The sequence below is a fragment of the Danxiaibacter flavus genome, assembly GCF_041060425.1.
Classification (GTDB): Bacteria; Bacteroidota; Bacteroidia; order Chitinophagales; family Chitinophagaceae; genus Danxiaibacter; species Danxiaibacter flavus.
Genome location: NZ_JAULBC010000001.1, coordinates 315,968 through 329,654, shown reverse-complemented (window position 1 = coordinate 329,654; position 13,687 = coordinate 315,968). Strand labels below are relative to the sequence as shown.

Below are 13,687 nucleotides of genomic sequence, written 5' to 3'. Positions count from 1 at the left end.
ACCTTACACCTTACACTGATACCTGATACCTAAAGCCTTATAGCTACCAGCTCCCCGCCCCTACCAATCAACCTTATATTCAAATGCATCGGGCGTATCAAACAATTCATTGAGTGTATTGGTGAAAGTCACCGTCTTCTTATCGTCGGAGATGTTGGCAGCCTGTCCTTTATAATTTTTAACCGGAGACGGTAATTCAAGAACAGTCTTGTAGTTGATACCACCCATAAAACTCAGCATTCTGAACTGCTGCACGGATTGATCGCTCAACAGGCTATCAAGAGAGCTTCGTTGGCTTAACTGATTGCTGATTTCATGTTTGCCGGCAGTGAAAGTAAATCCGGTTGAAGTAGGTGCAATGATGGCCATTCCCTTAACGGCTTCGTCTCCAATTCCTCCTGCACCAGCCATTCCTTCTGATATTTTTTTAACGTCGACCAACTCAAACAAATGCTTTTTTATAGCGGCCAGGTCGTCGGTATTTTTGAATGGAACAACAAAGGTTAATGAGAGTTCATTACTGTCTTTATTAGAATGCACAAGCATTGTTCCTTCTTTAAACAATGCTTGTTGCTGAGCAGATGCAGAATCAATCAGCTGTACCAGGGGCACTACCCTGTCTTGTTCATCGGCCGGGAACAGAGAATCAGATTGTGGCATAAATGCTTTCATCTGCTCAAGCATTTTACTCATATCCATATTCAATTGATAGGTACCACTGTTATCTGCATTCAGTGAGATTTTTTCCTCCGTATCCAGGCAGGATGCAAAGACCAGGCACATAAGAGCTGCAGCGAGAAATATTTTTCTAAACATGGTATTGGCTTTCAGCTGTCAGCTATCAGCTTTCAGCGGTGATGTGATCTACAAGTTGTAAGTTATACGTTTTACGTTATACGTTTTAAGTTATAAGTTTTACGTGTTACGTTATAAGTGCAGATATGAATTAAAGTAATTTCTGCCCATTTGAAATTCCGCCTGTCCGAACGATTTAAGCATGACCTGAATTGTCAATTTTCAATTCTCCATTAACACACTACCAGTCCTTATCTGGTTGTTGATTCGTTGTCCGTTGTTTTTGCACCTGGTTTTGCAGCTGCTTTTCTTTCTCTCTCAACTGATCCAGCAATTGCTCAGCCTTTTGCATGGATAAATTCGGTTTGGGTTCATGGGGTTGCTGTTTTTGCTGATCCTTCTTCTTCTCCTCCTTTTGTTTTTTCGGTTGTTGCTGTTGCTGCTGTTGCTGTTGTTTTTTCAACTCATCTAAAACCTTTTGCAAATTTTCTCTTGTATTGTTATCTGTAGGATCTATTTTCAGCGATTGTTTAAATGCATCTGCAGCCTCTGGCAATTTTTTCTGTTTTACAAAGTTCACCCCTTTATTATAATACGTATTTCTTTTTACATCAGCGGACAAATTATTGTCACTCAACAAATCGGCGTACTGTTTATCGGCGTCATCATTTTTGTTTTGCTGTTGCAGCGCATTACCGAGATTAAACATTGCTGCTGTATTGTTCTTTTCTTTCGTCAGCGCCTTGCGATAATCAGCTTCCGCCTTGTCAAATTCACCTTTCTTGTAGGCATCGTTGCCTTTATTTACAAGTAAGTCCCCTTTTTGTGCGATTGCGTAAAAGGGAAGGAAAATGATTAGTATGATATAGCAAAACTTCAATTTTTCTCCTTTTTTGTTTCAGGAATAAATAGTTCGGATAAAAGCACCAATAGCGCAAAAGCTATAAAAAAAGGAAAAAAGGACGCGTATTGCCGTTCATTTCCTTCACCGTTGATGAGCTTTTTGTCCATATTATCCAAAACACCGGTTATATCGTTTACCGCATCAACTGTATTATCCAGTCTGTGATAAGTTCCTCCGGTTTTGGATGCGATCAGTTCCAATTCCTTTTCATTCAGTTTAGAGATAACGGTCTGACCATTGTTGTCCCGTTTTGCCTGGCCTGTCACTGGATCTATAATGGTCGAACCTTCCGCTGTACCCACTCCCACCGTATGAACAATCACGCCGTGATCATACAATTGCTGCAGGATCTGCTCGGTCTTGGTATCATGATCTTCTCCATCGGTTATCAATATAACAGCTTTATATTTTTTTTCTTTTGTATCGAGCGAATTGTCACACAACTTCAGCGCATCGCTAACTACTGTCCCCTGCATGGGAACTGCATCAGGCGATGCATTGCTTACAAATATTTTTGCTGCGGCGGCATCTGAAGTCAGCGGCATCTGAAGATAAGCCTGCCCGGCGAAAACCACAAAGCCTATGCGGTTATCCTGCAGCCTGTCAATCATCAAGCTCACCAACTGTTTTGCCTTTACCAGGCGTGAAGGTTTTACATCTTCACTAAGCATACTCTTGCTCACATCCAGCGCAATCATCACATCTATGCCTGCACGTTTCTCTTTATCACCGGTTGCTGGCTTACGCAGATTGGCACCTGCGAACACCAACAATACAACGGCAGCAGCCAAAAAAATGAATTTAAGCCTGAATAATGATTTTGAGTATTGTTTTGTCAGCCCTTCAATCAACTCCTCATCCCCCAATGCTTTTTTTACTTTTTTCTTCCAGTACAGCACATTCAGAAAAAGCAGCACCAAAGGCACGATCAAAATCAATCCCAATAAAAATTCTATATGTTGAAAAGAAAACATGGGCAAAATGTAATGATGATCTAAACGCTTTGAGCTGTCAGCTATCAGCCATTAGCTATCAGCTCTCAACTTTTGAAAATGGTAACTAAGATCGAACAAAATTCATTCCTAAACTATCATTTAAAAACAATGCACTACTCGGAACAAAAATTGTTCCCCCTATCATTTTTAAGACCTATCACATTTAGAGCGACAGAACAAGCTCATTGCTGATAGCTGATAGCTCACAGCTATTTCTTCCCTTCCATAAACCCGTACTGTTTTAACACAGCTTTGAGAATATTTATACGAACCTCGGGATTGGTATCTTTCGGACCTTCAACATTCAGCACAAAGAAATAGGGATGTTTGTTCTCTTCTATCCAACCAATAATCCAACCCAGTGCGTTACCATTTTCGCGGTACCCCCAACCTGTTTTGTAACTCAGCTTATAATTGGCATTGTCTTCCTGCAGCATTACACGCTTAACGATTTCCTGCGTAGTCTGTTTGCGGAATGGTAACTGGTCGAAGTACAACTTTTTAACAAGTCCCAATTGCTCATCTGCAGTTACTTTAACCGAGTTATCCAGCCAGAAGGTATCAATTGTTTTAATCACAGCTTTGCCGTGTTTGGCACCATAGCCCAGCGTATCTAACCAGTGTTGCATGGTATCTTTCCCTATTCTGCGTGCAACTTCCTGGTAATAAGGAACAGCTGAAACTTTGAACGCTTCTTTCATGGTCAGGTCTTTATTCCATGCAGCAACATCTCTCACAACACTATCCCATTTGATCACCATGTTCTCGTTAGAAATACGACCGGTTTCCAGGCCGACCAGCGAGTTCACAATTTTAAATGTTGACGCCGGCAGGTAAGTAGAATCCTTGAAGCGGGACAGGTTATAAATTGTAAACTGTCCCTGTCCATTATCGAACATGCCGAATGTGCCTGTTACTTTATTCTCGTCAAAATACTTTTGAATACTGTTATCAACAGTTACATTGTTCTGATTACATGAAGCAAAAACCATTACAAATGCCACCAATGCCAAACTCACATTGTATAACTTCTTCATACTTATAATTTAATGAATGAACACTAAAAGAAAAACGCAAAGTAACGTAAGGCTGAAGATTTTGCCTTAACGAACTTTGCGTTTTGCGGATAATTTTATTTTAAAACGCCCAGCTCCTTACCTACTTTGGTAAAGGCTGCGATGGCTTTATCCAGGTGCGCCTGTTCGTGCGCGGCACTTAACTGAACACGGATCCTCGCCTGTCCTTTAGGCACAACCGGGTAAAAGAAGCCAATCACATACACCCCTTCTTCCAGCAATTTGGCCGCAAAATTCTGTGCTACCACTGCATCGTACAGCATAATCGGTACAATTGGGTGATCACCGGGTTTAATATCAAAACCCGCTTCGGTCATTTTGCTGCGGAAGTATTTTGTGTTGTATTCAAGCTTGTCTCTCAATTCCGTCGTTTCTGTAAGCATATCGAGCACTGCAATTGAAGCACCCACAATATTTGGCGCCAAAGTATTGGAGAACAAATATGGTCTTGAACGCTGACGCAACATTTCAATAATTTCTTTCCTACCGCTCGTAAATCCACCATTTGCACCTCCTAAAGCTTTACCCAATGTGCCGGTAATGATGTCGATACGGCCCATTACGTTACGGTATTCATGTGTACCACGTCCGGTTTTGCCAAGAAATCCTGAAGAGTGGCTTTCATCAATCATGACGATTGCGTCATATTTATCAGCCAGGTCGCAAATCTTATCTAATTGTGCAATTGTTCCGTCCATACTGAACGAACCATCTGTTACGATGATACGGCTGCGCAAATGAGCACTATCTATCAATTTCGCTTCAAGATCGTCCATGCTATTGTGCTCGTAGCGATAACGCTGAGCCTTACACAAACGAACCCCATCAATAATAGATGCGTGGTTCAAAGCATCACTGATAATAGCGTCCTGCTCGTTAAACAGTGGCTCAAATACGCCTCCATTTGCATCAAATGCTGCGCAATACAAAATGGTATCTTCTGTACCTAAAAAGCCGGCGATCTTTTGCTCCAATTCTTTATGAATATCCTGAGTACCGCAAATAAAGCGAACACTGCTCATGCCATAGCCATGTGTATCTATGGCTTTGTGTGCAGCTTCTATCACTTTCGGGTTAGAAGACAAACCAAGGTAGTTGTTCGCGCAAAAATTAAGAACGGTTTTATCATTTACAACAATCTCCGCACCCTGCTCACTCGTTATAATTCTTTCTCTTTTAAACAAACCGGCTGTATTGATCTCTTCCAGTTCATTCTTTATTCGGGCAACAAATGACTCATTCATAGTAGATATTTTTTTGCGCAGCAAATATAACTGTGTAATTCATTGAAATGGCCTGTTGTTTTACCAACATTTGCACTGCTGGCCCTTTATATCGCTTGATTTTCTAATGCAAACGTTTCCCAAGCACATGACAATCAATTATTCATACAAACAATTTGTATCTTTTTTTAGGCTGATGTTGACCAGCACGCAGGTTTTCAGAAATTCTTTTGACATTTGCTGCTTCAAAAATGCGTGACCATGTTTCACAGAGAAGTATATATAAACAGGAGACAACAATTAAAAACTGCAGTGCAATCCGGTGTTATTTTGATTTTGGGTAACGAGGAAAGCAGTATGAATTACAAGGATAACCAGTACCATTTCAGGCAGGATAGCAACTTTCTTTATTTCACCGGGCTGGATCGTGCAAACCTTGCATTGGTGATAGACATTGACAATAACAAAGAAACTGTTTTTGGCGACGACGGCAGCATTGATGATATCATCTGGACCGGGCCACTTGAAACATTACCATCACAGGCTGCTAAAGCAGGGATCAATGACACTGCTTCTTATAAAAGTCTCGCGGATGTACTGGCCAAAGCGGTAAGTGAAAAAAGACGCATTCATTTTACTCCACCATACAGACCGGAAAACACACAGAAAATATCGGGATTTTTTAATATTCCGCTTTCAAATGTAAAAGAAAATGCTTCAGTTACTTTGATAAAAGCAATCGTTGCACTTCGTTCCATTAAGAGTGAAGAAGAAGTTGCAGAAATTGAAAAAGCAGTAAGCATAACAACAGAGATGCATTTAACTGCAATGCGCAATGCACGTCCCGGAATGACTGAAAATGAACTGGCTGGACAAATACATGGGCTGGCTTTGAGTAAAGGTGGCAATATTGCGTTCCCAATCATACTTACTGTTAATGGCCAGATCTTACACAACCACAGCCAGGGTAATGTACTGAAAGAAGGTATGATGGTGTTGTGCGATAGCGGTGCTGAAAACGGCATGCACTATGGCGGAGACATGACCAGGACTTTTCCTGTTGGCAAAACGTTTACCTCCCGCCAAAAGGATCTGTACAACATTGTTTTAAATGCACACAACGCAGCCGTTGAAGCTTTGCGCCCGGGCGTTTTTTATAAAGATGTGCATTTACTGGCCTGCGAAAAGCTTGCTGAGGGCTTAAGTGCCGTTGGGTTGATGAAAGGAAATGCTAAAGAAGCTGTAGCGGCGGGTGCTCATGCTATGTTTTTCCAATGTGGGCTGGGTCATATGTTGGGATTAGACACACATGATATGGAAGACCTTGGTGAAGAATATGTAGGATATACAGATACATTCAAAAAAAGCAAAGAATTCGGATTAAAATCGCTGCGTCTTGGTCGTCAACTGGAAGCCGGCTTTGTACTGACAGTTGAGCCCGGCATCTACATCATCCCAGAGTTAATTGACATGTGGAAGGCTGAAAATAAATTCACTGAATTCATTAACTACGATGTTCTTGAAACCTATAAAGATTTCGGCGGAATCCGCATTGAAGAAGACTTTCTGATCACCGGAACCGGCAAAAAATTACTCGGCTCACCCATCGCTAAAACGGTTGAAGAAGTAGAAGCGGAGAGGCAAGCTTAAAGCTTAAAGCGTAAAGCCTAAAGCTTAAAGCTAAAGCCGGTGTTAAGTAATAAGTCAAAAGTAAAAAGTCAAAAGACTGTTCAGTTTTGGAAAGGCTTATTTACTTAACACTGGCTCATTAATTATTCATCCATCCTACACCCGGGCATTTACCGGTTCCCAAATTTGCACATCCGCAAATCCACCATTTTCAATTTTCCCTTTTCTATTATCAATTACGCCTCCAATTTGCACATTTGCATATTTGCACATCCACTCATCCGCACATTTTCAATTTTCCACTTTCAATTGTCAACTATGAGAAAATCCGTTCATCCTCAAATCCCACCAATCCCGATCAAGACCATCCTAATCCCAATCATTTATATTAGATTTGATACTTAACAAACTCCTTATGCCGCTACTTGAACTACAAAATCTTAAGAAATACTACGCCACCCAGAAAGCTGTTGATGACATAAGTTTTACGATAGAACAGGGAAGCATTTTTGGTCTGCTTGGCCCTAACGGAGCAGGAAAAACCACGCTCCTCCGCATGATCACCGGAATCTTTTTTCCTGATGATGGTACTATCACCTTCGATGGGCAGCCATTCAATCCGTTAAGAGATATCCAGAAGATTGGCTACATGCCTGAGGAAAGAGGCTTGTATAAAAAGATGAAAATCGGAGAGCAGGCATTATACCTGGCACAGTTAAAAGGACTGAGCCGCGATGAAGCCATGACCAAGGTAAAATGGTGGTTCCAGCGTTTACAAATGGAATCGTGGTGGAACAAAAAAGTGGAAGATCTAAGTAAGGGTATGAGTCAGAAATTGCAGTTTGTTACAACGGTGCTGCATGAGCCAAAGTTGATCATTCTTGATGAACCTTTTAGTGGATTAGATCCTGTCAATGCCAACCTGATAAAAGATGAAATATTCGGACTTTCACAACGTGGCAGCACTATTATTTTCAGTACCCACAGGATGGAACAGGTTGAGGAAATATGCGATCATATAGTATTGGTCAATCTGGGAAAGAAAATACTGGACGGAACTGTCCAACAGGTAAAACACACTTACAAACAAAATTTGTTCAGGCTTACATTCAGCAATCGTTTACTTCCGGAACATTTGGCCATTCATTTGTTTGATGTAAAAAGGCATGGCGAGAAGGAATTGACAATACAACTCAACCCGGACTATTCAAACAATGATGTGCTGCAATATTTTATTAGCAAGGATCTGCAAATTGAATCCTTCAACGAAATATTCCCATCGCTGAATGAAATATTTATCAGGTTGGTAGAAGGCACGCATTCCACCACGCGCACTTTCCAGGCAGTTGAACAATAACAAACCAAACACTTTTAATCACTCATATGAACAAAACTTTACTCATAGCAAGAAGAGAATTTTTAAGTCGCGTACAGAAAAAAACCTTTTTGCTAACTACTATATTGGTTCCACTGATCATCATGCTTTTTTACGCTATGATGATCTATTTTTCTGTGAAGGGAGAGAACAATGTAAAGGTCGCTGTTCTTGATAAAGCCAATGTTTTTAATGGCGCTGTTAAAAGCGACAAGGATATCGTCTTCGAATTTGTACAGACAGATACGGCCACCCTAAGAAAAGAAGTGGAAACGGGCAAATACAATGGCTTTGTGTATGTACCTGAGAACTATGCAACTTCACAGGATCAACAATTGATCTACAGATCTGGTAAGGCATTGGGATTAATGACAAAAGGGAAAATAGAAGGCACATTAAACAAAGCACTTGAAGAAAGAAGGTTAATGTCCCTGAACATTTCTCAATCAACATTAGATAGCATCCAAAAGAAAACTGATATCAGCTTCACAACACTTTCAGGTACCGATGAATCTGCCAAAGCGGGTGTTAGTTATGGAGTAGGTTTTATCTCCGGATTTCTGATCTATATTATTTTGTTCATTTACGGCACAATGGTGATGCGCGGTGTCATGGAAGAAAAGGTAAACCGTATTGCCGAAGTAATTGTGAGCAGTGTTAAACCATTTCAATTAATGATGGGTAAGATCATTGGTATAGGAAGTGTTGGCTTGTTGCAATTTATTATATGGATTGTGTTGGTTGGCGGCCTGCAATTTTTACTACCGATATTTTTCCCGGGACTTGCAGAACAAATGCATAGTCAACCGGTACAACCGGCAAGCATGCAGGCTGCCGAAGCCATTAAACATGCATCGCAGGACAGCGGCTTTATGGCAGGGCTTGCCCAGATCAATTTCCCGCTGATCATCGGCTGCTTTATTTTTTATTTCCTCGGCGGATATTTATTGTATTCTTCTCTTTTTGCGGCTGTTGGCAGTTCTGTAAACGAAGACCCGCAGGATGCACAAAGCCTGATGTTGCCTATAACAATGCCAATCATATTCTCTATTGTGATCATGACTAAGGCAGTAAACGATCCGACCAGCGGACTGGCTGTTTTCGGAAGCATCTTTCCGTTCACTTCACCGGTTGTAATGATGGCAAGGCTGGCACATGGTATTCCGGAAGGCGTAACCTGGGCGCAGCTATTAATCAGTATGGCGTTGCTCATCGTCACATTTCTTGGCACTACCTGGCTGGCCGGAAAAATCTACAGAACAGGCATCCTGATGTATGGCAAAAAACCCACATGGAAAGAACTGATTAAATGGGCGCTCCGCTGATATTGAACCACGGAGACACTACGACACGACGAAACACAAAGGAATTTAAACCACAGAGGCACGGGCGACGCGGCGAAACACAGCGAAAAAAGGTTTTGGAAAAATAAACCTTCAAAAATCTCTGTGCTTCTTTAGTGTCGCCGTGTCTCCGTGGTTAAGAAACTAGCCCCCCTTTTGTCTTTAGTTGTCCGCGGCGAAAAATCTCCGTGTTTCTTCAGTGTCGCTGTGTCTCTGTGGTTTTGTGGTTTTCTATCGCTTTAGCGCTATTTTTGCCGCTATGGAACAAATTGTGAAGGGGCTTGAAAACCTGTTTTTTTCTTTCAGCAAACAACAGGCAGACCGTATTGAAAAACTACCGCAAAGCGGCAGCGACCGGATCTATTTCAGAATATATCTCAATGATAAAACATATATCGGCACACATAATCTGAATGTTAAGGAAAACAACACTTTTATAAGTTTTAGCAGGCATCTTAAATCAAAGAATTTGCCGGTGCCCGGGATCTATGCGGTAAATGAAGATCATACAATTTACATCCAGGAAGACCTTGGCACGGTTTCACTCATCGATAAACTGGAAACTAACGGTCACGGGGATTATGCTTATAGTCTCTTTCAAAAAAGTCTGCAGCAACTTGCACAAATTCAAATATTAGGTCATGAAGGTCTGGACTACAATTGGTGCCTTACTGCTAAGGAGTTCGGCAAGCAGGCAATCATGAGCGATCTATTGTATTTCAAATATTATTTTCTCGATACACTTCGCATGCCTTATGACAAACAGGCAATGCTGGATGACTTTGAAGCGCTGAGCAGTTATCTTACCCAAACAGAACTCAAGTATTTCATGTTCCGGGACTTTCAAAGCCGGAACATAATTGTAAACAACGATGAAGTTTCCTTTATTGATTACCAGGGTGGCATGCAGGGCGCGTTGCAATATGATGTGGCCAGTTTGTTGTGGCAGGCAAGAGCAGGACTGAGCGAGGAATGGAAAAGCAGCTTACTTGCGTATTACATTTCACAGGTTGAAGAATTACTTGGTAAACAGATCGACAAAGCAACTTTTATTAATCAATATGACGGCTATGTGTTGATCAGGTTATTGCAGGTTTTAGGAGCATACGGCTTTAGAGGATTATTTGAAAGAAAAGCGCATTTTCTTGCCAGTCTTCCATTGGCACTACGCAACATGAAAGACTTTGTCGAAAATATGCGTATAGGTGTTGAAGTTCCTGAGTTTCACAGGATGTTGAAGATCGCAGTTAGTGATGAGATAATTCAACGTTTTGAAACCATTCAGGCCAATGAAAACACACCACTTGTCGTTAAGATAAACAGTTTCAGTTATAAGAAAGGTATTCCGCAAGACACCACAAACAACGGAGGCGGGTTTGTATTTGACTGCCGGGGCATTTTAAATCCGGGAAGATTTGATCAATACAAGACCTTATCGGGAAAAGATAAACAGGTTATTGACTTTCTCGAACAACAAACCAAAATGGGTGACTTCTTAAACAGCGTGTTTGACATTGTTGATATCTCAGTGGAAGATTACCTGCGCAGGGATTTTGACAGCCTGATGATCAACTTTGGATGCACCGGCGGACAACACCGCAGTGTATATGCAGCAGAACAAACGGCCAGGCATTTGAAAAACAAGTTTAAGGTAAAAGTGGAGTTACATCATTCAAATGAGGTTAACTGGGTTCGCACATTAGAAAAAAGCAAATAATTCATGAGTTCTTCTCTTTCAAATAAGCCTGTAAAAAAGGCGTTGATTTTAGCCGCCGGATTAGGCACAAGATTAAAGCCCTGGACAGATCATCATCCTAAAGCTCTTGCACTGGTGAATGGCAAAAGTCTGCTGCAAAGAAATGTTGAGTTTTTACAGGCGTCCGGCATTAAAGACATCATTGTAAATGTGCATCACTTTGCAGATCAGGTCCTTCGAACGATAGAAGAGAACAATGGATGGGGAGCAGACATTTCCATAAGTGATGAGACGAACGAAGTATTGGAAACCGGCGGTGGTTTACTCAAGGCTTCTCCTTTTTTTGAAGACGAAGAAAATTGCATCATGATGAATGCAGATGTGCTGACAGATCTCGACCTCGCATCAATGATCGCGCTACATGAATCTTCATCTGCTTTGGCAACGCTAGCTGTAAGTAACAGGCAAACATCACGGTATTTTTTGTTCAACAATAACGACGAATTGTGTGGCTGGAGAAACAATAAGACCGGTGAAGAAAAAATAAAAAAGCCTTCTGATAATTTAGCCGAGAAAGCCTTTAGCGGCATTCACATCATTAATACACGTCTCTTCCCATTAATGCACAGGAATGGCAAATTTTCCATCGTGGATGTTTATCTCGACTTATGTGCAACAGAAACCATCAAAGCATTTGATCACAGTGGCCGCAGGTTTATTGATGTTGGCAAACCGGAAAGCATTCAACAGGCGGAAGAAATGTTTGGGTAGCTGTGAACTATTAGCTATCAGCTTTCAGCCAAAAGGTTAACTATTTGTATACTCTCTTTGATATTGAATTTGCCTGGGAGAATGTCATCCCTTCGGGATTTCCTGAACACGAGCTTTTTTTTTACTATAATAATGCCATCCCTTCCGGATTAGCATAAAAACAGAATTTGATCGCGATAACTATCAATCGCATAAGATTTTAAAAATTCAATTGGCGGGATCCATTATATAAAATCCCGAAGGGATGACATTTTTATAGAACCAGCATCTCGCATCATCCTAAACCCGAAGGGTTGACATAACTAATCGCAGCCACAATTACAAAAATCTCCATGCAATTCTGCAGCTCTTGATTGAATGATCTGGCTATAAATAATTAGAAATTCAATTGGCGGGGTCCATTAAAAAAATCCCGAAGGGATGACATTTTTATAGAACCAGCATCTCGCATCAATCCAAACCCGAAGGGTTGACATAGCTAATCGCAGACACAATTACAGAAATCCCCATGCAATTCCGCAGCTCTTGATTGAATGATCTGGCCATAAGCAAGAGACAACAAAAATATGCGCCCCCGAGCTTTGGGCTTTAGGCTTTAGGCTTTAAGCTCCCCCACTATTTAACTAGTTGCATAGACAACTTTTGAGTATATTTGGATACTAAAATTGTTGCCATGCAGGAAGCATATATTGTGGCAGGTTTTCGCACTGCTGTTGCCAAAAGTAAACGTGGTGGGTTCCGTTTTTACAGGCCTGACGATCTGGCTATCGACGTCATAAAGGGCTTAATGGCGTCTGTTCCCCAACTTGATGCAAAACGTGTAGATGATGTAATTGTGGGTAATGCTGTTCCCGAAGCGGAGCAAGGCTTACAGTTCGGGCGCATTATTGCCGCGAGGGCACTAGGCATTGAAGTTGCGGGCATCACTATCAACAGGTATTGTGCGAGCGGATTGGAGAGCATTGCAACGGCCACTGCGAAAATCCGCACTGGCATGGCTGAATGCATCATTGCCGGCGGAACGGAAAGCATGAGCCTGGTACCGACAGCTGGATGGAAAACAGTCCCTGCATACAGCATTGCCAAAGATGAGCCGGATTATTATTTAAGCATGGGGCTAACAGCTGAAGCGGTAGCAAAAGAATTCAACGTGAGTCGTGATGACCAGGATGCATTTGCGCTTGCATCACACCAAAAAGCCATGCATGCCATTGAGAACGGACATTTCAAATCAGGCATCTTACCCATAAATGTGGAAGAAGTGTACGTTGATGAAAAGGGCAAAAAGAAATCAAAAAATTATGTTGTAGATACGGATGAAGGTGTGCGTGCTGACACCAACATTGAAGCGTTGGGCAAATTAAAACCAGCTTTTGCGCTTGGCGGAAGTGTTACAGCGGGTAATTCATCCCAAACCAGCGATGGTGCCGCATTTGTAATAGTTATGAGCGAACGGATGGTGAATGAATTGGGATTAAAGCCAATTGCAAGATTGGTTAATTGTGCCAGCGCCGGCGTTCATCCGCGTATTATGGGCATTGGTCCGGTAGCTGCAATTCCTAAAGTATTGAAACAGGCTAACATGAATTTGGCAGATATAGATCTGATTGAATTAAATGAAGCATTTGCCTCCCAATCATTAGCCGTTATCAGAGAACTAAGTTTGGATCCTGCTATTGTAAATATTAATGGCGGGGCTATTGCGTTAGGACATCCATTGGGTTGTACAGGCTGCAAACTCACAGTGCAGATCATTAACGACATGAAACGTCTGAACAAAAAATATGGCATGGTAACAGCTTGCGTTGGTGGCGGCCAGGGCGTTGCTGGAATTATTGAAAACATAGATTAGCACTCGTGCCGTAGTGCTATCATTCATG

11 protein-coding genes are annotated in these 13,687 nt (G+C 41.6%); 6 read left to right on the top strand and 5 right to left on the bottom strand.

Translation table 11 applies throughout. The annotated features are described in order from the left end of the window. Positions 1-60 precede the first annotated feature (60 nt). From QTN47_RS01305 to kbl, 5 genes are all read right to left on the bottom strand, one after another. Entirely contained in the window at positions 61-816 is a 756-nt protein-coding gene (locus QTN47_RS01305; RefSeq protein ID WP_369327498.1) for a hypothetical protein, read from the bottom strand. Positions 817-1,036: 220 nt separating this feature from the next. Next, on the bottom strand, positions 1,037-1,675 hold the full coding sequence (locus QTN47_RS01300) for a tetratricopeptide repeat protein (protein ID WP_369327497.1): 639 nt from the start codon (positions 1,673-1,675) through the stop codon (positions 1,037-1,039). Next, entirely contained in the window at positions 1,672-2,673 is a 1,002-nt protein-coding gene (locus tag QTN47_RS01295) for a VWA domain-containing protein (protein WP_369327496.1), read from the bottom strand. The genes QTN47_RS01300 and QTN47_RS01295 overlap by 4 nt, the downstream gene beginning before the upstream one ends. Positions 2,674-2,903: 230 nt before the next feature. After that, positions 2,904-3,731 (bottom strand): penicillin-binding transpeptidase domain-containing protein, encoded by an 828-nt coding sequence (locus QTN47_RS01290; RefSeq protein ID WP_369327495.1) that lies wholly within the window; start codon positions 3,729-3,731, stop codon positions 2,904-2,906. 95 nt (positions 3,732-3,826) lie between these two features. Then, complete coding sequence (gene kbl, locus QTN47_RS01285) at positions 3,827-5,014, bottom strand: glycine C-acetyltransferase (protein WP_369327494.1); 1,188 nt, start codon at positions 5,012-5,014, stop codon at positions 3,827-3,829. Positions 5,015-5,254: 240 nt separating this feature from the next. Here kbl and QTN47_RS01280 point away from each other — a divergent pair, with 240 nt between their 5' ends. The 6 genes from QTN47_RS01280 to QTN47_RS01255 all read left to right on the top strand — a co-directional run bounded on the left by QTN47_RS01280 (position 5,255) and on the right by QTN47_RS01255 (position 13,659). Next, on the top strand, positions 5,255-6,643 hold the full coding sequence (locus tag QTN47_RS01280) for an aminopeptidase P family protein (RefSeq protein WP_369327493.1): 1,389 nt from the start codon (positions 5,255-5,257) through the stop codon (positions 6,641-6,643). Positions 6,644-7,037: 394 nt separating this feature from the next. Beyond that, positions 7,038-7,979: an ABC transporter ATP-binding protein gene (locus tag QTN47_RS01275; RefSeq protein ID WP_369327492.1), complete on the top strand. Its 942-nt coding sequence runs from the start codon at positions 7,038-7,040 to the stop codon at positions 7,977-7,979. A 26-nt stretch (positions 7,980-8,005) separates the two neighbouring features. Further along, positions 8,006-9,322, top strand: a complete 1,317-nt coding sequence (locus QTN47_RS01270; RefSeq protein WP_369327491.1) for an ABC transporter permease — start codon at positions 8,006-8,008, stop codon at positions 9,320-9,322. 277 nt (positions 9,323-9,599) lie between these two features. Next, positions 9,600-11,057, top strand: coding sequence for a RapZ C-terminal domain-containing protein (locus QTN47_RS01265; protein ID WP_369327490.1), 1,458 nt, complete (start codon positions 9,600-9,602; stop codon positions 11,055-11,057). A 3-nt stretch (positions 11,058-11,060) separates the two neighbouring features. Beyond that, positions 11,061-11,807: a nucleotidyltransferase family protein gene (locus QTN47_RS01260; protein WP_369327489.1), complete on the top strand. Its 747-nt coding sequence runs from the start codon at positions 11,061-11,063 to the stop codon at positions 11,805-11,807. Between the two features lie 673 nt (positions 11,808-12,480). Next, on the top strand, positions 12,481-13,659 hold the full coding sequence (locus tag QTN47_RS01255) for an acetyl-CoA C-acyltransferase (protein ID WP_369327488.1): 1,179 nt from the start codon (positions 12,481-12,483) through the stop codon (positions 13,657-13,659). Positions 13,660-13,687: the final 28 nt, after the last annotated feature.